The following is a 20,400-nucleotide window of genomic DNA, read 5'->3' on the forward strand; positions in this document are numbered from 1 at the left end:
TGGAATGGCGGGTGGCCCGGGCCCCATGAAGCGATCGCCAACGAATGTGACAGGCCGTGTCAGCTCAATGCACGGCCGGTACCCGGGAGGAGATCCAGGTCACCAATGCGGGACATGGTCTGTCGATAGCCCTGTGTGATCAGGGCATCGGTGTCCACGACGGCCTCCCCTTTTCCGGACGCGACCGAAAGCACTATGCTCAGATCCATGTTGCCGCGAAGCTGTTGGATTGCCCGGCTTCCACCGGCCATGACGGTTTCGATCAGCCTGGCATGCTCCTTCTTCCGCTGACCGGCCTCATCACGGCGACCGAAGAAACGGGACCACAGTGACTGTTCCGCAGATCCCGACCCGTCGGGGCGGGCAAGGTCCTCAGGCATTACACCGGTTGACGAGATGCTGTCGATGGAAATGCAATGGCGTGAATGGCGTCTCAGGAACTCATCCGGACCTGAAAGCAGGTTACCGCTGTTGACGTGCAGCTCATTGCCCATGGCAACCGGCTTGTGCACCCCTGGAACGGCCATGGCGGCCATGACGGCCTGCTCAAGCATTCCCTGACGATGAATCTGGACTGCCTGGCGGGAGAGATTGGTACTGGCACAACTGAATGGTTGCCAGAGATCCTCGATACGCATGTCAGCGAACAGATCACGGCAGAGCGCAGGGATTTTCTGCCGATCATCCAGTCGCTGCCAATCGAGAGCGGTTTTCATTTCATCCACGGATCGGCCACTGGCGCGCAGGGCGGCCACCAGAGTAGCTGTGCCGCTACCGGCCAGATAATCAATCACCACACCCTGTTCCTCGAGTGCCTGCAATGCGCCCAGGTGGGCGATGCTGCCCGGGCCCTGACCGCCCAGCAACAGGCCCACGGCGCGGTTTTCCAGAATCCGTGCGATCCGTTCCAGGTCGCTCTGCGACTTTCGACGCAAGTGGTAATACCCTTCGGGAGAGCGTTGACGCAGCCAGCGATCCGTCCGCTCCGGCAGGGGCACCTCCCCTTCATGCAGGAGAATGAGGCGGGTGTGCGGGAGCTTGCGCAAACCCGTGGCTGCCTGACGTTCACGATACAGCGCCCGCTCCAGATTGACCGGTTCGTCATGCCCCCCGGCATCGGCCACAATGAGCACTTCGTCAGCTCGGCTGAGGCAATGTCGTGTCCACTGTGTTGCCTGACCATCGCCCTGGAGAGGCTCGGTCAGGTAGAAGATCATGTCGAATACGCAGGCTTGCTCTTCCAGCCATACGCCCAGCCCCACGTGACCTGGCTCCCCCGCACGGGCATCGGCCAGGTCGGCGCGCCCCAGCTGGCGTTTGATATCCGGCCGACCGATCACGGCTGCTGATGCCTGCAGTTTCAGGGCAAGCTGGCGAATCAGTGAATCCGTGTCCATTCCAGGATCGGCCGCCACCACGGCGATCTCGCGGGAGCCACCACGGGAAGCGCGACGGCTCCGCTGGGTCTTTCGCAGCTTGCCGATCAACTCCCGGGTGATGGTCAGCATCAGTTCCGGGTGATCCGCCGCCAATGCTTCAAAGGTGGTTCGTGAGAGCCGCACCAGAGTACTCTGCTGCGCGGCGACCACAGCGGCATTCCGATCTTCATTGGACAGCAGGCCCATCTCGCCCACCACATCCTGTTCCCGCAGGGTGGCAATCGGCACCTCGTTGCCCGCTTCATCCTCCCCGACCGCCCACAACTGGCCATTGACCACGATGTACAGGCTGTCTCCCGGATCTCCCTTGCGAAAGAGGATTTCGCCGGGCGCCACCGTCAGCCACTCCAGGTTCTCGGCCAGATCGCGCTGAGCGCCATCGTCCAGAACCCCGAAATAACGCAGCACTATGGCCGCGAGTTGATTGCGTTGCAGGCGCTCCCTCGCCAGGCCTTCCAGGGCATCCTGGAGCGCCGGCGATCGCTCCAGCCATGGACGCAGGCTCTGTGCCGGTATTTTTGCGAGGGTTGCCGGCGAGGTTGCACGGATGGTGGCGCTGCGCTGCCCACCGAGCAAAAGGGCCAATTCCCCCACCGGGTCACCCGGGTCGATCATGCCAAGCAGGACATCGCCTCGATCGCCGTCCTCGGCCACGGCCTGTAGCTGCCCATCCAGGACCACGTAGACGGCGTCGGCCGGCTCCCCCTGACGAAACAGGGTTTCACCGGCAGCAAGCTGCCTGGTGGTGGCCAGTTCCGCCAATTGTTCCAGATCCTGCCCATCCACGGAGGCAAACAGGGAGGATCTCAGAAAGGCGTCAGTGACAGGGCTTCGGTGCATCCAGTGAACTCCGTGATATCTGTGCTTAATCTAGCGGGCAAGCCCTGGGGGGCACAACGGCCCGTGTGGAGCCCCCCATTTCGCGCATAATGTTATCAGATGTTCGGCAAGTGCTTGATTTGATTAATATCAAATCAACTCCGGAACCATCCCCCGGATTCGGCATCCAATGACCCCGCCGGCTACCGTGTCTGTGGTAGGATTTGACGGTAAACCAGCCTCACACGGCTGGGCTGACCGTTTGCCAGCAACCCATCATCCGAAGATCGGAGATCAAAAATCATGCGCACGACCCGTGAGAACCCGTACGAAGCCATCAGTCGCCAGGAATCCGCCCTGGCAAGCAACAAGGTGCTCCGGAATACCTATGCCCTGCTCTCCATGACGCTGCTCTGGGCCGCCATGGTGGCGGGTGTGGCCATGATGCTGAATCTGCCCCACCCCGGCATGCTGATTACCCTGGCCGGCTTCTTCGGCCTGCTGTTCCTGACCCACAAGACCGCGGACAGCGCCTTTGGCCTGGTCTCCGTGTTCCTGTTCACGGGCTTCCTGGGGTACACCCTGGGCCCGATCGTCAGCGCCTACATGCAGTTCCTGCCCAATGGGGGTCAGGTGGTGGCCATGGCGCTGGGCGGTACCGGTGCGATCTTCCTGGGCCTGTCCGCCTATGCCCTGAGCAGCCGCAAGGACTTCAGCTTCATGGGCGGATTCCTGTTCGTCGGCATCCTGACCGCCTTCCTGGCGGGTATTGCGGCTTGGGCTTTCTCCATGCCCGGCCTGTCGCTAGCGGTTTCGGCCATGTTCGTCCTGTTGATGTCCGGCCTGATCCTTTTCGAAACCAGCCGTATCATCCATGGCGGTGAAACCAACTACATTCGGGCCACCGTCACGCTGTTCGTGAGCATCTACAACCTGTTCCTGAGTCTGCTTCACCTGCTCGGCTTTGCCAACGACTGAGCCGCAAGGCCAGGCGCACGAAACCCGGCCGGCCCTTATCGAGGGCCGGCTTTTTTGTCCCAGGCGGGAAATCAGCTGGTAAACTCGGTTCATTCCCATTCATTTCGACACCAAAAATAAAGCGGCATCATGGCAAAGCGAAAAGGACAACACGGCAAACGCGGCGGCTCGACCGCCAAATCCGCCCAGCGCAGAAAACGCCAGCCCGACCGGCCGGTACTGGGCCTTGCCCTGCTGGGCATGCTCATCACCCTCTACCTGACAGTAACCGCCTCCACCAGCGCCGGTCTGCCCCTGTGCGCCGAAGGCTCTGCCTGTGACATCATCCAGGGCAGCCGCTGGTCCACTCTGTTCGGTATTCCGGTGGCGCTGTTCGGCTTTCTCACCTACGGCCTGATTGCCTTTGTCAGCTTCGAGATGAAACCCACCCTGCGCCGCTGGCGCTGGCAGTGGGCGGTGAGCCTGATTGGCCTGACCGTTAGCCTCTATCTCACCGCCCTGGGGCTATATCATCTTCAGGCGGTCTGCCTGTGGTGTCTGGCCTCCCTGGCAGTCATCACCGCCATCTTCATCTGGCTCACCGTGCGGCGCCCCGAAGCCGCCCCCGGCCGCCCCTGGAAGGACTGGCTGATCAATACCGGTGCCGCCGCCCTGGTCGTCGTGGGCGTGATGCAACTGCACTACAGCAATCTGCTGAGCCCCGGGTTCGGCCGGGCGGATCCCCAGCTGCAGGCCCTGGCCACCCACCTCGCCGAGCAGGATGCCCGTTTCTTCGGTGCCTCCTGGTGTCCGGCCTGCCAGCAGCAGAAGGATCTCTTTGGCGCGGCTTCCGAGGAACTGCCCTATGTGGAATGCTCACCACGGGGACGTGGCGGCCTGATGGCCAGCGTTTGCGTAACAGCCGGCATCGAGTCCTACCCGACCTGGGTCATCAACGGGCAGCGGCATGAGGGCGTGCTGGAACCGGAACGCCTGGCCCGTCTCTCTGGCTTTCGCTGGGCAACAACCCAGGACTGAATACTTCCTGGGCCGGGCAGGCAATTACCTGCCCGGCCACACCGGGATAAACTGATACCCAGCTCATGCAACCACTGCTCCAGCTCGACAAGCTGTCTCTCGCCTATGGCCCTCAGATTCTCCTGGATCACGCCGACCTGACGCTGCAGGAAGGACGTCGAGTGGCGCTTCTGGGCCGCAATGGTGCCGGCAAATCCACCCTGATGCGAGTGATTGCCGGGCAACTCAATCCTGACGACGGTTCCCTCTGGTGCCGCCCGGGCCTGCGTCTGGCCTATCTGGAACAGCCCCTGCCGGAAGCCGAATCATTGTCCGTTACGGAGTATGTTGCCGGCGGACTGGGCAAGGAGGCCGAACTGCTGAAGCGCTATCATCAGTTGGCCCAGGACGGTAGCGAGCAGGCATTGAATGAACTGGCGCATGTCCAGCAGGAGCTGGAGGCCAGCAATGGCTGGGCGATCCAGCAGCGTATCGAGCAGACATTGACCCGCCTCGACCTGAACGGTGAGGCGTCCATGCAATCCCTCTCCGGTGGCTGGCGCCGGCGTGCCTCCCTCGCCCGTGCACTGGTCAGCGATCCAGATGTCTTGCTGCTGGACGAGCCCACCAACCATCTGGACATTCTTTCCATTGAATGGCTTGAAGGCTTCCTGAAAGCATTTCCCGGAACCCTGTTGTTCGTAACCCACGATCGGGCGTTTCTGAGGAATCTGGCCACCGATATCCTGGAACTCGACAGGGGCCACCTGACCCTGTGGCCGGGTGATTACGAGCAGTATGAGCGTGAGCGCGAACACCGCCTTGAAGTTGAAGCACGCCATCAAGCGGAGTTCGACCGCAAACTGGCTCAGGAAGAGACCTGGATTCGGCAGGGCATCAAGGCCAGAAGAACTCGCAATGAAGGGCGTGTTCGCGCCCTGAAAGCCATGCGGGAAGAACGCCGCCAGCGCCGGGAGCTTCAGGGCAAGGCACGTTTCGATGTTCAGGATGCGGAACGATCTGGCAAGCTGGTGATTGAGGCTCGCGAACTGGCTCACCGCCAGGGGCAGTGGGCGCTCAAACCGCTCGATCTTCGGGTCATGCGGGGTGACAAGCTTGCGCTGGTCGGACCCAATGGTTGCGGCAAGACCACTCTGCTGCGTCTCTTGCTCGGCGACATCGCACCCGAACAGGGAGCTGTCCGATTGGGCACCAACCTTGAAGTCGCCTATTTCGACCAGCAGCGGGCAGCACTCAAGCCCGGCATGACGCCCATCGATTTTGTCGGTGAAGGCCGGGATTTCATCAGCATCAATGGCCAGTCACGGCATGTCATCAGTTATCTGGAGGATTTCCTCTTCGCTCCGGATCAGGCGCGAGCCCCCATCGATAAACTCTCTGGCGGCGAATCAAACCGCTTGATGCTGGCACGCCTTTTCAGCCAGCCTGCCAATCTGCTGGTTCTGGACGAACCTACCAATGATCTGGATCTTGAAACCCTGGAATTGCTGGAAGACCGACTGGTCTCCTACCAGGGCACCCTGCTGGTGGTGAGCCATGACCGTGATTTCATCGACCAGGTGGCCACCAGTGTCCTGGCCTTCGAAGGGCCGGGCGAAGTGCGTGAGTACGTGGGTGGCTACAGCGATTGGCGTGACCAGGGTGGCTCAATGGAAACATGGTTGCAGGCGCAGCAGGCCGGTGGCACGCGAACGGTGGCTGATGACACGACCCCGCCCCGGCAGCAGACCTCGCAGAAGAAACCCGGAAAACTCAGCTACAAGCTGCAACGGGAGCTGGATGCCCTGCCGGCGGAAATCGAGGCGCTTGAAAGCCGCCTGGCGGAGCTGCAGAAAGCGGTTTCCGACCCGGCCTTCTACCAGCAGGAACAGCCTGTGGTGCGGGAACAGCTGAAAGCCATGGAAGACACCGAGATGGAACTGGAACGAAAGACCGAGCGCTGGCTGGAGCTGGAAGAGCGCAGGGAAGCAGGCCGCTGACCTCAAGGCCCTGCCAGCCGTCAACAGAACAATTTGAGCAGAGGTTCCGGAATACCCGGCCGGCACCATTCAGTGCTTGCCTAGATCGTCTCCCCGCCGTAGATATAGCTGATCAGATCATCGATGGTGTGCTGCTTGTCGCGTACCACCGCTTTCGTCAAGTCCCCCGCGGACACCAGACCCACCAGCTCCTCGCCATCGAAAATAGGCAAGTGCCGAATCCGACGCTCAGTGCACAGACTCATGGCCTCACCTACGGTCACGTCCGGACCAACAGCCATGACTTCTGTGGTCATGACCTGGGAGACCGGCAAACTGGCAGGATCACGGTTTTCGGCGACCACCTTTCGCATGAGATCACGCTCGGTGAACAAACCACGCAGGCCGCCTTCATCCATCACGAGCACACAACCCACGTTGCCACTCACCATGGTGCGAACCGCCTCGCGAACCGTGTCATTCGGGCCGACCACCACCAGCTTGGCCGCTTTTCCCGACAGAACCGATCTCAATGTCATGTCCATAACAAGCTCCCCGCGGTTCAATGGATGTCGCCGTCTGTCGATGCCCCTTCACCAATCATAGCCCATAGTATCAGCAGCTGAAATGCCTCCCCGGTGATCACAACCCTCACTCCCGGCGGTTTCGTCGATGAATCAAAAAAGCCCCGCCCCTGGAAGGGGCGAGGCTGGATGGCGGCGGCAGAAAACCGCAATCAGCGGGCGCCAGGCTCGGCGTAGCGGCTGATCCAGTCACGCACCGATTCATACCAGTGGATGGAATTGTTGGGCTTGAGTATCCAGTGGTTCTCATCCGGGTAATAGACCATCTTCGAATCCACACCGCGGTGTTGCAGAGTACGGAAGAGTTCGAAACCCTGCCCCACCGGCACGCGGTAGTCGAGCTGGCCGTGGATGACCAGCGAGGGAGTATCGAAGCTCTCGGCGTAGTAATGGGGCGAGAGCTCGCGATAGATGCTCGGGTCATCCCAGTAGTCGCCGAAGCGGACCGAATGCACGGCGAAGTCGGCCGACATCTGGGAATACAGGTTGTACACCGCCGCATGGATCACCAGGGCGTTGAAGGGGTGATCACGGCCCAGCAGGATGCTGGACAGATAACCACCGTAGCTGCCGCCACCGGCGGCCATGCGATCACTGTCGATCCAGGGCTGTTCCTTGAACCACTCGGCTGCCTTGATGGTGTCGGTGTAGGGCCGGGTGATCCAGTCCGGGTTGATGGAATCGGTGAATTCCTGCCCGAAGCCGGAGGAGCCATGGAAATTGTGCCAGGCGGTGACATAGCCCCAGGAGGCAAAGGTCTGGGCGTTCCAGCGGAAGTGGAAGCCGTCGGTGATGCCACTGTGGGGGCCGCCGTGGATCAGCAGGAAGAGCGGGTATTCCCTGCTGCGATCGAAGCCGGGCGGATAGTGCACCCACATCTGGATTTCCTGGCCGTCGTAGCCTTCGTAGGTCACCGACTCATAGGTGCCCAGATCCACTTCGGCAAGGATATCGTCGTTGATGTCTTCCAGGCGACGGGTCTCGCCCGTCTCGGTGTCCACCAGCACGATCTGCGCCGGATGCAGGAAGCTCTCGTTGGCGGCCACCAGGCTGCCGTCCTCGGCAATACTCAAGCCACTGAAGCTGGTCTCGCCGGTGATCGGTCGCGGCGCGTCACCGTTGACGGGAATGAACCACACGCGGCGGGTGCCGGCATCGTCGATGGCGCCATAGAGGCCGCTGGCATCGGGCGCCCAGACCAGGCCATCGGCGGAGCGATCCCAGTCCTCGGTGACCACGGTCTGCTCGCCGCTTTCCAGGTCGTGCAGAACCAGACGGCGGGTGTCGGCGTAGAAACCGAGGATACGCTGCTGCGTGAAGGCCAGAGTGCGGCCATCCGGGCTGAACAGGGGGTTGCCATCCGGGGCGCGGTTGCCCTCGGTGATGTTGCGGGCGCGGTCGGAGCCGGGCTCGATCAGGAAGATGTCGTTCTTGGGCGCCACACCATCCTGAATACTGTCGGAGACAAAGGCCACCAGGCTTTCATCGGGCGCCACATCGTAGGTGCCGGTGCCCTGAGTTGACCGGGGCAGTTCAATGCCGGCCTTGTAGGTGATGGCTTCGACATCGCCACCCTCGGCCGGAATGCGATAAAGATGGGCCTGTCGGCTTTCATCCAGCCAGTGATCGAAGTGGCTGTAGGGCAGCTCGGTCCACTCGTGGGCGGAAACATGGGACTGGCGCTCTTCCTCGATCTTCTCCTTCATCTCGTCCCAGCCCTTGCCCGGCCAGATGCGGGTGATGAAGTAGAGGTGATCACCGACCCACTTGGGGGCGGAAACCCCGGTGGGGATATCGGTCAGGCGGGTCGCCTCGCCGGGGCCGTCCATGGGCAGGATATAGATCTGGCCGGCCTTGTCGTCGTCACGGGCGCTGATGAAGGCCAGCTTGCGACTGTCCGGGCTGAACACGGCCTGGCTGACGGAATTGCCGGCCTTGGTCAGGGGACGCTTGACGCCCTCTTCCCGGTCCAGCAGCCAGAGACGGGTTTCGGATTCATCCGTGTCCACATCAAAACGGGTGCGCGGCACCACGATATGCTCGCCATTGGGTGAAATCAGGGGCGAGCCCAGACGGTCCAGATCCCAGAGCACCTCCTTGGACAGGGGGCGGTAATCGCCTGCCGTGGCGCACCCGGCAAACAGCAGGGTCAGCAGAAACAGCAAAGCCACTCTCTTCATATCTCTCTCCGTAAAGGGATTCAGCCCCTCCCCTTCCCCCGAAAACCAGCTCGATGAGCGGTCAAAGAGTCGTTACAATATAACACTTTATCGGCTTCAGCCAGCCCGCAGCATCTCAATGCCGCCCATATAGGGCCGCAGCACTTCCGGCACCACCACAGAGCCATCCGCCTGCTGGTAATTTTCCAGCACCGCCACCAGGGCGCGGCCGGTGGCCAGGCCGGAGCCATTCAGGGTGTGGATGGGTTCGGGTTTGCCGGTCTCCGGATTGCGCCAGCGGGCCTTCATGCGCCGGGCCTGGAACGCCTGACAATTGGAACAGGAGGAGATCTCCCGGTAGCGCTGCTGGCCAGGCAGCCAGACTTCCAGATCGTACGTCTTGCTGGCGCCGAAGCCGATGTCACCACTGCATAGATTGACCACGCGATACGGCAGTTCAAGGCGCTGCAGCACCTTCTCGGCATGGCTGGTGAGGTCTTCCAGAGCCTGCCAGGACTCCTCCGGGCGAACCATATGCACCAGCTCCACCTTGTCGAACTGGTGCTGGCGAATCATGCCTCGGGTGTCCTTGCCATAGGAACCGGCTTCCGAACGGAAACAGGGGGTGTGGGCAACATATCGCCGGGGCAGTTGATCGGCCTCGAGAATGCCCTCCCGGGCCAGATTGGTAAGCGGCACTTCGGCGGTGGGGATCAGATGCCAGTCACGGTCATCGTCCAGATGAAAGAGGTCTTCGCCGAACTTGGGCAGCTGACCGGTGCCGGTGAGGCTGTCCCGGTTGACGATGTAGGGGACATAGGCCTCTTCATAGCCATGCTCGTTGACGTGCAGATCCAGCATGAACTGGGTCAGTGCCCGGTGCAGACGGGCGACGCCGCCGGTCATGACGGCGAAGCGGGCACCGGTCAGGCGGGCCGCCGCTTCAAAATCCAGGCCGCCAAGTCCTTCGCCAAGATCCACATGATCCCTGGCCTCGAAATCCAGCACCCGAGGTTCCCCCCAGCGGCGGATTTCCTCGTTATCGTCTTCGTCACGACCGTCGGGAACCGAGTCGTCCAGCAGATTGGGCATGGACAGCAGCCAGCCCTGCATTTCATCCTGCACGCTTTCCAGGCCCTGCTCGGCCTCGCCCAGATCCTGACCAAGCTGGGCCACCTGTGCCTTCAGGGGTTCGATATCCTCACCTGCCGCCTTTGCCTTGCCGATGGATTTCGAGCGGGTATTGCGCTCATTGCGCAATTCCTCGGTGCGAACCTGAAGGGCCTTGCGGCGTTCTTCCAGCTCGCGGAAGGCGGCGATGTCGAATTCGTATCCGCGCCGGGCCAGATTGGCGGCCACGGCCTCAAGGTCGTTTCGAAGTAGCTTGGTATCCAGCATGTCGTCTTTTCAGTGTGAGGTTTAAATTTGTTGTTCAACTATTTGTTTTTTCGCTTGTATTCCCTGTCCAGATCGCGCAGCTGATCAAGCTTCTCCGCGATCCGGCTCTCCAGTCCGCGTGCAACCGGGCGATAGTACTGCCGCCCTGCCAACTCGTCCGGAAAGTACTCTTCCCCGGCCGCATAGGCATCCGGCTCATCATGGGCATAGCGGTAGTCGTGACCGTAACCCAGCTCCTTCATCAGGCGGGTCGGCGCATTGCGCAGGTGCACCGGGACCTCCAGAGAGCCATGTTCACCCACATCCCGCTGGGCCGCCTTCCAGGCCATGTATACGGCATTGCTCTTGGGCGCCACCGCCAGATAGACCACCGCCTGGGCCAGGGCCAGCTCCCCTTCGGGGCTGCCCAGGCGCTCCTGGGCTTCCCAGACATTGAGCGTGAGCTGGAGAGCGCGGGGGTCGGCGTTGCCAATGTCCTCGGACGCGACACGGACCAGCCGCCGGGCAATGTACAGGGGATCACAGCCGCCGTCCAACATGCGGGCGAGCCAGTAGAGCGAGGCATCCGGGTCCGAGCCCCGAATGGTCTTGTGCAGTGCCGAAATCTGGTCGTAGAAATCGTCACCCCCCTTGTCGAAACGCCGACGATCGCCACCCGCCGCCGTCTCGATCACGGCCTCGGCCGTGACATTCGCCCCCGCTGGCAGACCATCAGCAACCACCTCCAGCAGGGTCAGCGCACGACGGGCATCACCATCGGCAACTTCGGCCATGGCATCCAGGGCGGCATCATCCACCTTGAGGGAAAGGCTGCCGAGTCCCTGCCTTTCATCCTGAAGGGCGCGTCTGAGCAGGGACAGCAGATCGGAATGCTCCAGGCGTCCCAGGCGATAGACACGGGCCCGTGAGAGCAGCGCGTTGTTGAGTTCGAAGGAGGGGTTTTCGGTCGTGGCCCCGATGAAGATCAGGGTGCCGTCTTCCACCCAGGGGAGGAAGGCATCCTGCTGGGCCTTGTTGAAACGGTGCACCTCGTCCAGAAACAGCAGCGTGGATCGACCCTCGTATTGCCGCCGCTGACGGGCCGCGTCCACGGCCGCGCGGACATCCTTCACGCCGGCCATGACCGCCGACAGACTGACGAATTCGGCACCGGAGGCGGCCGCCACCATCCGGGCCAATGTTGTCTTTCCGGTTCCCGGCGGCCCCCAGAAGATCATGGAATGGGGCTTGCCACCCTCCAGAACCCGCCGCAAAGGCGCATGTTCACCCAGCAGCTTTTCCTGCCCTACCACATCGGTGGCGGTTCGAGGGCGCATGCGTTCCGCCAGTGGGGTCAGGCGGGCGTCGGAGGCAGACTCGGGGGCGTCGCCACTGGCGGCAAAATCCATCTGTTCGGGGGGGTGCTTCACCGCTCGATCACGTCGGTGCCTTCAGGCGGAGAGAATTGAAAGCGGCCGTCATCAATCGGCGGGTTGAGCTCGATGCTGTGGAACTCGATACGGGTGGTCTGTCCGATGTTGTCGCGCAGCTCCATCAACTCGATGGTTTGTTCACCGATCCCGATTCGCACCGATTCGAATTCACTGTCCTGAACACGGGGAACCAGCCGCACCCAGTAAAGGCGCCCCTGGCGACCCTCGTCTTCAAGGTGAAAGCCCTCATCCAGATCCGCGGAGCCGGTCAGCAGCATGGCCGGGCTGCTGGCCAGGGTTTCATCCATGGACTGCACCGTAGCCTGTTCCAGATCGGCCTCGTAAATCCACATGCGTTCACCGTCAGCAACGATCAGCTGTTCGTAGGGGTCCGTATAGTCCCAGCGGAAACGCCCGGGGCGCTTGATCTCAACGGTCCCCGAGGACACCTCGTCCACCGTGAACTCCGAATCCAGCACGGTCTGTTCGAAACCGGCACTCAGGCTGTCCAGATTCGCCAGGGCCTGGCGCAGGCGCTCGACACCGTCATCCTGGGCACTTGCCGTCACCGGCAAAGCGATGAGCGATAGCGCCAGCAGACAGGTGGCAAGCTTCGACAGGTGGCGCAGGACATGCTTCATGGATCATCCTCGATTCAGTGAAATCATCTCGGCAGGTGGCCACTTGGGCCACGTCACTCGGAACCCGGCGGCGGCGCCGCCAGCACCTCTCGTGAGCCGTTGGGCTGGAGCGGACCAACGATGCCGGCCTCCTCCATCTGTTCGATCATGCGGGCGGCCCGGTTGTAACCGATCTTCAGGCGCCGCTGGACACCGGATATGGAGGCCTTGCGGGTCTCGGTCACCAGCCTGACGGCCTGATCATACAGCGGGTCGCTTTCATCGCCACCGTCATTGCCCTCTCCGGGTAGACTGGGCATGCCGGGCACGGGTTCCGACGGGCCGTTGAGCACATCCTCGTCGTACTCCGGCTCTCCGCTCTTCTTGAGCTCCGCCACCACACGGTGAACTTCCTGATCCGACACGAACGCCCCGTGAACTCGCTCGGGCATGCTGGTGCCCGGCGGCAGGAAGAGCATGTCACCGTGACCCAGCAGGGATTCGGCGCCCATCTGGTCGAGAATGGTGCGGGAATCTACCCGGGAGCTCACCTGGAAGGCGATACGGGCCGGGATGTTGGCCTTGATCAGGCCGGTGATCACATCCACCGAGGGGCGCTGGGTGGCCAGGATCAGGTGGATGCCGGAGGCACGCGCCTTCTGCGCCAGGCGAGCGATGAGCTCCTCCACCTTCTTGCCCACGATCATCATCATGTCGGCCAGCTCATCGATCACCACCACGATCTGCGGCATGGTGCCGAGGATCTCCGGCTCGGGCAGGTCGCCCGGCTCGGCATCCGGGGGTGCATCGCGGTTGGCCAGGGGATCCCTGATGGGCTCGCCCGCCTTCTCCGCGTCCCGAATCTTGCGGTTGTAACCTGCCAGGTTGCGCACCCCCAGGGCCGCCATCAGGCGATAACGCCGCTCCATCTCCCCCACGCACCATTTGAGGGCATTGGCGGCATCCTTCATGTCGGTCACCACCGGCGCGAGCAGGTGGGGAATGCCCTCATAGACCGACAGCTCCAGCATCTTGGGGTCGATCATGATCAGGCGCATGTTCTCGGGCGTGTCCTTGTACAGGAGGCTGAGAATCATGGCGTTGATGGCCACCGATTTACCGGAGCCCGTGGTACCGGCGATGAGCAGATGAGGCATCTTCTGCAGATCGGCCACCATGGGGCGGCCACTGATGTCCTTGCCCAGCGCCAGGGTCAGCGGAGAACGGGAAGCGTCGTAGGCCTCGGACTTGAGGATCTCGCCCAGGGTCAGCAACTCGCGATCTTCATTGGGGATCTCCAGGCCCACCACCGACTTGCCGGGGATCACCTCCACCACGCGCACGCTGATGGCCGACATGGCCCGGGCCAGATCCTTGGAGAGATTGCTGATCTGGCTGACCTTCACGCCGGGCGCGGGCTGCAGCTCGAAGCGGGTTACCACCGGGCCGGGATTGACCGCCACCACTTCCACTTCGACCCCGAAATCCTTGAGCTTGTGCTCCACCAGGCGGCTCATGGCCTCCAGGGCCGACTCGGAATAGCCCCCCTTGCGGGCCGGCGGGCTGTCCAGCAGGGACAGCGGCGGCAGGCTGGTGGCCCCCGGCGTGACCGGCGAAGGCTCGAACAGGGTCTGCTGGCGTTCCCGCTCGCTGCGCTGGCTGGGCTTGACGTCGCGGAGCACGGGGGCAATCTTCGGCGGCTTGCGCTTCTGGGCTTCCCGGGTCTTTTCCCGCAGTTCGGCCACCTGATCCCGGCGCTTGCGACGATCCGCCAGCCACTGCCGGAAGCGCTGCCAGCGGTTCCGAAGCCGCTCGGCCTGCAGCAGGGTGAAACGGCCGGTGGCATCCATCACGGCCAGCCAGGACAGGCCGGTGAACAGGGTCACCCCGGTGAAGAACAGGGCGAGGAGAATCAGGGTACTTCCCACGTAGCCGAGGGTGTCGCTGGCAAAGCTGCCCAGAGCAGCGCCCAGGACACCGCCGGCATCCAGCGGCACGCGCGCCGGGTCAACGGCCCAGTTCATGGAGCACAGGGTGCTGGCCGTGGCCACGGCGAGAAGCAGCCCGACAAAGCGCAACCCGAGCGCCAGGCCGTCCAGCCCTTCACCATCATTGCTCGGCGCGCGAAAGATCAGCCAGCCACTCCAGACCACCAGCACGGGGAGCAGATAGGCCGGGTAGCCCAGCAGGAAAAGGAGGAAATCAGCGATCCAGGCCCCGGTGGGGCCGACCCAGTTAGAGACGCCCCCGAATCCACCGGTGTGGGAGAAGCCGGGATCATTGGGGTTGTAGCTGGCAAGCGCCGCCAGCAGAACGAGCGCCAGGGCCAGGCAGATCCAGAAGGCCGACTCCCGCAGTCCATGCGCCAGACGCTCCCGCGTCACCGAGCGCTCCCCTTTTTTGCTCTTCGCCTGCGCCAAAGCTCGGCTCTCCACAGAATCGGTATCAAACAGAACGGGCAAATACCCGGCAGGACTGAAATTTTACCCTGCCCGGCCCCTCGGCCCAAACCCCCATTTTGTGCTGCCCCGGCCAATCACACAAGGGCAAATCATTCCCCGCGCCGCACCGATCTCTACAATCCTTTTCCAGAGCGGTGATTCGGCGGGTTGGCGGGGGTGTGCCCGGAAGCGTAGCGGGAACCACTGCCCGCTCCCCTTGTACCCGCAGCCAACGGGATTTTTCCTCTCGCGAGGCGCGACGAACGTCGTGTAGCCACTGCGCTACATGAGTGAGGAGCAACGACGTCGAGAGGGAAAATCCCGTTGGCCCGAAGGGTTGGCGCTGAGAGTGCCTGCTTCTGCGTTGCATCGCTTGCCCGTAGCACAGAGGCTACTGTGCTGCGCAATGCGCCTTGAATCAGCCACTCTCAGCGCCAACTGCGGGTACAAGGGGAGCGGGCAGTGGTTCCGAACAGGACGTTGATTACGCAGCCTACAGGGACGTACTTGCGGCGGTTCCGGGCACGCCCCCACCAACCCGCCGCCCCCTAACCGCTCGGCGCTCCCCGCTTTTCCGCGAAGAGCATAAAAAAACCGACCGGCAGTGGCTGCCGGCCGGTTTCCTGAGCACGAGCGGGGCTTCAGCCCTTGAGCGCGGGATGCACGATTTCACCACCCTCGACGTTGATGCCCTTGACCAGGGGATCGAAATCGCGCCACTTGCCGGCAGCCAGTCGGCCCACATAGGGGGCAATGGCGGCCGACAGAGCCTGGGAAGCGGTGCGCGGAACGGCACCCGGCATGTTGGTCACGGTGAAGTGCGTCACGCCTTCCCACTGGTAGGTGGGGTTGTCATAGGTGGTCGGGCGGGTGGTGGCCACACAACCGCCCTGGTCGACGGAAATATCCACCACCACACTGCCCGGCTGCATCTGGCGAACCGCTTCCTCAGTCACCACGTGAGGCGCGCGGGCACCGGTCACCAGCACCGCACCCACCACGATGTCGGCGGTGCGCAGCTGGGCGATCACGTCGTCCGTGTGGGGATACAGGGCGGTGACGTTGGCACCGAAGGTGCGGGCCCAGGCCAGCTTGGCCGGATCCTTGTCGAACACGACCACTTCGGCACCCATGCCGGCCGCGAGCTGGGCGGCGTTGCCACCGGCCACACCGCAACCGATGATAACCACCTTGCCGCGCTTGGCGGCCGGCACGCCGCCGAGCAGGATGCCCTTGCCGCCTTCCGGCTGGTGCAGCAGATGGGTGGCGACCTGAATGGAAATCCGCCCGGCAATGTCGCTCATGGGCGCCAGCAAGGGCAGATTACCCTTGTCTTCCACGGTCTCGAACGCCACCCCGGTCAGACCGATCTGCTTGAGCCGCTCGGTCAGTTCCGGCTCGGCCGCCAGGTGCAGATAGCAGAACAGGAGATGATCCTTGCGCAGCCGGTCGAGATCCGGCGCGATGGGTTCCTTGACCTTGACGATCATCTCGGCCTTTTCGAACAGCTCATCGGCGGTGTCCAGCACCGTGACGCCCAGTTCGCGATAGTCATCATCGGCGTAGCCACTCTTGATGCCGGCCGAGGATTCTATGAAAACCTCGTGTCCCTGGCGGACGAGCTCGCCACAGGCGGCGGGGATCAGGCCGACCCGGCCTTCGAGCGGCTTAAGCTCGCGTGGGATACCAATGCGCATGCTGCCTCCTTTACGGTGCTGGGGAGTTCACTTTAAACTTGCGTCTTCGCCCGGCGGAATGCGCCGGGCCGTGTCCATAAACGCGCTCCCCGGCCCCCGCCATCAAGGGCGGATGACTGTCAGGGCATGCCAGGGATTTGCGCTCTCTCGGGAAGCATCGGCCGGGCCATGGCCTGGCGATGAGCCGAATTCGTTGCCGGCGCGGTCTCGACCCGCCAGCCAGAAATCAACCAATAACGGGCCCGGGCCAACCGGTCCGGACATCAATCGGGAGCCATTATACATGAGTGAAGCCAAACATTGCCGCCTGCTGATTCTGGGATCAGGACCGGCCGGCTACACCGCGGCGGTCTATGCCGCCCGCGCAAATCTGAATCCGGTGCTGGTGACTGGCATCGAACAGGGTGGCCAGCTCATGACCACCACCGATGTGGACAACTGGCCGGGTGACGCGGATGGTGTGCAGGGGCCGGAGCTGATGGATCGCATGCGCCGTCACGCCGAGCGCTTCGAGACCGAGATCGTCTTCGATCACATCAACCAGGTGGAGCTGACCCAACGCCCCTTCCGCCTGCGTGGCGACCAGGGCGAGTACACCTGCGATGCCCTGATCATCGCCACCGGCGCCCGTGCCATGTACCTGGGGCTGGAATCCGAAGAGGCCTTCATGGGCAAGGGTGTCTCCGCCTGTGCCACCTGTGACGGTTTCTTCTACCGTGAGCAGCAGGTGGCCGTGGTCGGCGGCGGCAATACCGCCGTGGAGGAAGCCCTCTACTTGTCCAACATCGCCAGCCACGTGACCCTGGTGCATCGCCGCGACAAACTGCGGGCGGAAGCCATTCTGCAGGACCGGCTGTTCCAGAAGGTGAAGGAAGGCAAGATCAGCATCAAGTGGGATCACGTCCTTGATGAAGTGCTGGGTGACGAGACCGGTGTCACCGGCATGCGAATTCGCAGCACCAAGGACAAGGATCAGACCGAGGATATCGATCTTCAGGGCGTGTTCATCGCCATTGGCCATCAGCCCAACACCGAACTGTTCAAGGATCAGCTGGACATGGAGGGTGGCTACCTGGTCGTTCAGAGCGGTCTCCAGGGCAATGCCACACAGACCAGCATCGCGGGCGTTTTCGCAGCTGGCGATGTCATGGACCATGTCTATCGTCAGGCGGTGACGTCGGCCGGTACGGGCTGCATGGCAGCGCTGGATGCGGAGAAGTTTCTCGAGGCCCAATCCATGGACAAGGGAGAAGCCTCCTGAGGGCGATTCATGCACACCCTCGCCTGCATGGCCGATGTACCAGCGGCCGACTGGAACGCGCTGGTGGACTCCGACCAGCCGGCACTGCGGCATGAATTTCTGCATCAGCTGGAATTCTCCCGGGCCGCGACCCCCGATACCGGCTGGGTGCCTGCCCACCGCCTGGAGCATGATTCACAGGGCGGCCTGATGGCCGCCCTGCCTCTTTACGAGAAACAGCATTCCTTCGGTGAGTTCGTCTTTGATTTCGCGCTGGCCGATGCCTGGCAACGGCAGGGGCTGGCCTATTATCCGAAACTCCTCTCAGCCATCCCATTCAGTCCCCTGCCCGGGCCCCGGCTACTGGGCCAGGATGACAGCGCCCGGGAACGCCTGGCCGTGGCAATGGAGTCCATGGCGGATGGTGAACGCTACTCCACGGCTCATGTCCTGTTCTGCCTGCCACGGGATCTGACGCTGCTTCGCGAACGGGGCTGGATCAGCCGTCACGGCTGTCGCTTCCTCTGGCAGAATCAGGGGCACGAAACCTTCGATGACTGGCTGCGAACCTTCCGGGCGAAAAAGCGCAAGAACCTGTTGCGGGAAAGACGACGGGTGCACGACCAGGGGGTGCGATTCCTGTGGCGTGAAGGCGAAGCCCTGGCCTCGGCGGACTGGACAGGCCTGTACGCCCTCTACGCGCGCACCTATCATTTACGTGGGCAGCGCCCTTACCTGCCACCGGACTTCTTTCGCGGCCTGGCAGGAAGCATGCCGGGACAGCTGTTGATCATCGAGGCCTACGATCGGGAGGATGAACTGATTGCCATGGCCTTCTGCCTGAAAGGTACAGAGACACTCTACGGTCGCCACTGGGGGGCGGCCCGGGATCTGGACGGCCTGCATTTTGAAACCTGCTATTACCAGGGTATCGACTACTGCCTGCAGAACAGGCTTCGCGCCTTCGACCCGGGCACCCAGGGGGAGCACAAGCTGCTGCGCGGCTTTGAGCCCATCGAAACCGCATCCATGCACTGGATTCCCTCAGGACCGTTGCGACGGGCGGTGGCTGACTATGCGGCCGCGGAGGCAAGACACAATCAGGATTACATGAACGTCGCCCGCCAACATCTGCCCTTTCACCGCGATGCCGGGGAAGGGCCATGAGTCGCCTGCCCTGGATCGAAGCGGATGCCCCTGTGCAGTTCCCGAACCCACAGACGGCCCTGGATGACCCCAACGGACTGCTGGCGGCGGGGGGTGACCTCTCGCCCCAGCGCCTGCTGACTGCCTACCGGCAGGGGATTTTCCCCTGGTTTGATCGTCGCAGTCCGATTCTCTGGTGGAGCCCGAACCCGCGCCTGGTGATTTATCCCGGCCATTTGCATGTCAGCCGCCGCCTGCGACGCACCCTCCGACGGATGGATTACCAGGTCAGTCTCGACCGGGCCTTCGACCAGGTCATTGCGGCCTGTGCCGATGTTCGACTGCGGCGCGATCAGGACGGCACCTGGATCACCGAATCCATGCGCGACGCCTTCCAGGCCCTCCACCGTCTGGGCCATGCACATTCCGTCGAAGTCTGGCGCAAGGATGAGCTGATTGGCGGGTTATACGGCGTTGCCATCGGCCGCGTGTTCTTCGGCGAATCCATGTTCAGCCGCCAAAGCGATGGATCCAAGATTGCCATGGCCTGGCTGGACGCCCAGCTCGCCGAATGGGGCTTTGCCCTCATGGACTGCCAGGTGGAGAATCCGCACCTGTTGCGCATGGGTGCGCTCACCCTGTCCAGGCCGGCATTCCTTGCCGCACTCGATCGCCACACGGCGGAACCCGGGCCGGCCTCACCGTGGCAGCTGACGACCCGCCCCGAGGCGTGTCGCCGGAAGGATGGCGACGATGAAGGGTGAACGCCAGCCACGCCTGTTGCTCACCGCCGAGCAGGACTGCCCGTACCGGGAGGGCCTGCAGGCACGCAATATCGTGCTTGAACCCGGCTCGGTCCGCGATCGTGCGGATCACACTGCCTTCTCAAGCATCGGTTTTCGTCGCAGCGGCGAGTTCCTCTACCGGCCCCACTGTCGACATTGCAAGGCCTGCATACCCACCCGCATCCCGGTCAGGGACTTTCAGTGGCGGCGGCGTCATCGCCGCTGCCTCAAGCGCAACAGCGACCTGAGCGTGGACACACGACCCGTGACTTTCGACGAGGAAGCCTATTCGCTTTATCAGCGCTATCAGCGGCTACGCCACGGCGACGGGCCCATGGCCGAGGGGGATGAGCACGACTACATGGGCTTCATTCGCTCCCAGTGGGCGGATACCCGAATGAGCCATTTTCGCCTGGACGGACAGCTGCTCATGGTGGTGATCAGTGATTGGCTGGAGGACGGCCTGTCAGCCGTGTACACCTATTTCGACCCGGATCTGACGCACAGAAGCCTCGGCCAGTACGGCATTCTCTGGCAAATCGAGCAGGTGCGTGAGGCTGGCCTGCCCTATGTCTACCTGGGATACTGGGTGCAGGAAAGCCCGAAAATGCGGTACAAGACCGATTACCGGCCCATCGAAATGATGATCGAGGGCCACTGGCAGTCACTTTCCACTTGATCCCCGGCCCCGTTTTCCTTCAGAATCC

General features: G+C 62.7%; 15 protein-coding genes. 7 read left to right on the forward strand and 8 right to left on the reverse strand.

All coding sequences use genetic code 11. From position 1 onward, the window contains the following. Window positions 1-59: 59 nt before the first annotated feature. Entirely contained in the window at window positions 60-2,279 is a 2,220-nt protein-coding gene (locus RBH19_RS12530; RefSeq protein WP_306729196.1) for a cyclic nucleotide-binding and patatin-like phospholipase domain-containing protein, read from the reverse strand. A gap of 282 nt (window positions 2,280-2,561) precedes the next feature. On the opposite strand from RBH19_RS12530, the gene RBH19_RS12535 reads away from it, so the two are divergent. The 3 genes from RBH19_RS12535 to RBH19_RS12545 all read left to right on the forward strand — a co-directional run bounded on the left by RBH19_RS12535 (window position 2,562) and on the right by RBH19_RS12545 (window position 6,232). Continuing rightward, complete coding sequence (locus tag RBH19_RS12535; RefSeq protein WP_306729197.1) at window positions 2,562-3,236, forward strand: Bax inhibitor-1/YccA family protein; 675 nt, start codon at window positions 2,562-2,564, stop codon at window positions 3,234-3,236. A gap of 129 nt (window positions 3,237-3,365) precedes the next feature. Beyond that, window positions 3,366-4,253: a vitamin K epoxide reductase family protein gene (locus tag RBH19_RS12540; protein ID WP_306729198.1), complete on the forward strand. Its 888-nt coding sequence runs from the start codon at window positions 3,366-3,368 to the stop codon at window positions 4,251-4,253. Window positions 4,254-4,318: 65 nt separating this feature from the next. Continuing rightward, window positions 4,319-6,232: an ATP-binding cassette domain-containing protein gene (locus RBH19_RS12545; RefSeq protein WP_306729199.1), complete on the forward strand. Its 1,914-nt coding sequence runs from the start codon at window positions 4,319-4,321 to the stop codon at window positions 6,230-6,232. An 80-nt stretch (window positions 6,233-6,312) separates the two neighbouring features. On the opposite strand, the gene RBH19_RS12550 is transcribed toward RBH19_RS12545, so the two are convergent. From RBH19_RS12550 to ald, 7 genes are all read right to left on the reverse strand, one after another. After that, window positions 6,313-6,750: a CBS domain-containing protein gene (locus tag RBH19_RS12550; protein ID WP_306729200.1), complete on the reverse strand. Its 438-nt coding sequence runs from the start codon at window positions 6,748-6,750 to the stop codon at window positions 6,313-6,315. A gap of 197 nt (window positions 6,751-6,947) precedes the next feature. Then, window positions 6,948-8,975, reverse strand: a complete 2,028-nt coding sequence (locus RBH19_RS12555) for a S9 family peptidase (RefSeq protein ID WP_306729201.1) — start codon at window positions 8,973-8,975, stop codon at window positions 6,948-6,950. A 96-nt stretch (window positions 8,976-9,071) separates the two neighbouring features. Beyond that, window positions 9,072-10,352, reverse strand: coding sequence for a serine--tRNA ligase (gene serS, locus RBH19_RS12560; RefSeq protein WP_306729202.1), 1,281 nt, complete (start codon window positions 10,350-10,352; stop codon window positions 9,072-9,074). A 38-nt stretch (window positions 10,353-10,390) separates the two neighbouring features. Continuing rightward, complete coding sequence (locus RBH19_RS12565; RefSeq protein WP_306729226.1) at window positions 10,391-11,740, reverse strand: replication-associated recombination protein A; 1,350 nt, start codon at window positions 11,738-11,740, stop codon at window positions 10,391-10,393. A gap of 17 nt (window positions 11,741-11,757) precedes the next feature. Beyond that, a complete protein-coding gene (gene lolA / locus RBH19_RS12570) occupies window positions 11,758-12,405 on the reverse strand; it encodes an outer membrane lipoprotein periplasmic chaperone LolA (RefSeq protein ID WP_306729203.1) in 648 nt (215 codons plus the stop codon). 53 nt (window positions 12,406-12,458) lie between these two features. Further along, complete coding sequence (locus tag RBH19_RS12575) at window positions 12,459-14,846, reverse strand: DNA translocase FtsK (RefSeq protein WP_374728976.1); 2,388 nt, start codon at window positions 14,844-14,846, stop codon at window positions 12,459-12,461. 620 nt (window positions 14,847-15,466) lie between these two features. Continuing rightward, on the reverse strand, window positions 15,467-16,522 hold the full coding sequence (gene ald, locus RBH19_RS12580; protein WP_306729205.1) for an alanine dehydrogenase: 1,056 nt from the start codon (window positions 16,520-16,522) through the stop codon (window positions 15,467-15,469). Between the two features lie 283 nt (window positions 16,523-16,805). On the opposite strand from ald, the gene trxB reads away from it, so the two are divergent. From trxB to RBH19_RS12600, 4 genes are read left to right on the forward strand one after another with little or no spacing between them, the layout of a single operon-like run. Then, window positions 16,806-17,783, forward strand: coding sequence for a thioredoxin-disulfide reductase (gene trxB, locus RBH19_RS12585; protein WP_306729206.1), 978 nt, complete (start codon window positions 16,806-16,808; stop codon window positions 17,781-17,783). Between the two features lie 9 nt (window positions 17,784-17,792). Beyond that, complete coding sequence (locus RBH19_RS12590) at window positions 17,793-18,929, forward strand: GNAT family N-acetyltransferase (protein ID WP_306729207.1); 1,137 nt, start codon at window positions 17,793-17,795, stop codon at window positions 18,927-18,929. Then, the gene (aat, locus tag RBH19_RS12595) at window positions 18,926-19,672 is read left to right on the forward strand and encodes a leucyl/phenylalanyl-tRNA--protein transferase (RefSeq protein ID WP_306729208.1); all 747 of its coding nucleotides are present in this window, start codon (window positions 18,926-18,928) and stop codon (window positions 19,670-19,672) included. The genes RBH19_RS12590 and aat overlap by 4 nt, the downstream gene beginning before the upstream one ends. After that, window positions 19,662-20,372 carry an arginyltransferase gene (locus RBH19_RS12600; RefSeq protein ID WP_306729209.1) on the forward strand — a complete coding sequence of 237 codons (711 nt, stop codon included), beginning with the start codon at window positions 19,662-19,664 and terminating at the stop codon, window positions 20,370-20,372. Before aat ends, RBH19_RS12600 begins: the two co-directional genes overlap by 11 nt. The last annotated feature ends 28 nt before the right edge of the window (window positions 20,373-20,400 follow it).

The organism is Natronospira bacteriovora (assembly GCF_030848495.1).
In the GTDB taxonomy this organism is placed as follows: domain Bacteria; phylum Pseudomonadota; class Gammaproteobacteria; order Natronospirales; family Natronospiraceae; genus Natronospira; species Natronospira bacteriovora.

Coding starts and splice junctions, on each gene's coding strand:
- RBH19_RS12530 (WP_306729196.1), bottom strand. CDS start 2,279: ATGCACCGAAGCCCTGTCACTGACGCCTTTCTGAGATCCTCCCTGTTT.
- RBH19_RS12535 (WP_306729197.1), top strand. CDS start 2,562: ATGCGCACGACCCGTGAGAACCCGTACGAAGCCATCAGTCGCCAGGAA.
- RBH19_RS12540 (WP_306729198.1), top strand. CDS start 3,366: ATGGCAAAGCGAAAAGGACAACACGGCAAACGCGGCGGCTCGACCGCC.
- RBH19_RS12545 (WP_306729199.1), top strand. CDS start 4,319: ATGCAACCACTGCTCCAGCTCGACAAGCTGTCTCTCGCCTATGGCCCT.
- RBH19_RS12550 (WP_306729200.1), bottom strand. CDS start 6,750: ATGACATTGAGATCGGTTCTGTCGGGAAAAGCGGCCAAGCTGGTGGTG.
- RBH19_RS12555 (WP_306729201.1), bottom strand. CDS start 8,975: ATGAAGAGAGTGGCTTTGCTGTTTCTGCTGACCCTGCTGTTTGCCGGG.
- serS (WP_306729202.1), bottom strand. CDS start 10,352: ATGCTGGATACCAAGCTACTTCGAAACGACCTTGAGGCCGTGGCCGCC.
- RBH19_RS12565 (WP_306729226.1), bottom strand. CDS start 11,740: ATGGATTTTGCCGCCAGTGGCGACGCCCCCGAGTCTGCCTCCGACGCC.
- lolA (WP_306729203.1), bottom strand. CDS start 12,405: ATGAAGCATGTCCTGCGCCACCTGTCGAAGCTTGCCACCTGTCTGCTG.
- ald (WP_306729205.1), bottom strand. CDS start 16,522: ATGCGCATTGGTATCCCACGCGAGCTTAAGCCGCTCGAAGGCCGGGTC.
- trxB (WP_306729206.1), top strand. CDS start 16,806: ATGAGTGAAGCCAAACATTGCCGCCTGCTGATTCTGGGATCAGGACCG.
- RBH19_RS12590 (WP_306729207.1), top strand. CDS start 17,793: ATGCACACCCTCGCCTGCATGGCCGATGTACCAGCGGCCGACTGGAAC.
- aat (WP_306729208.1), top strand. CDS start 18,926: ATGAGTCGCCTGCCCTGGATCGAAGCGGATGCCCCTGTGCAGTTCCCG.
- RBH19_RS12600 (WP_306729209.1), top strand. CDS start 19,662: ATGAAGGGTGAACGCCAGCCACGCCTGTTGCTCACCGCCGAGCAGGAC.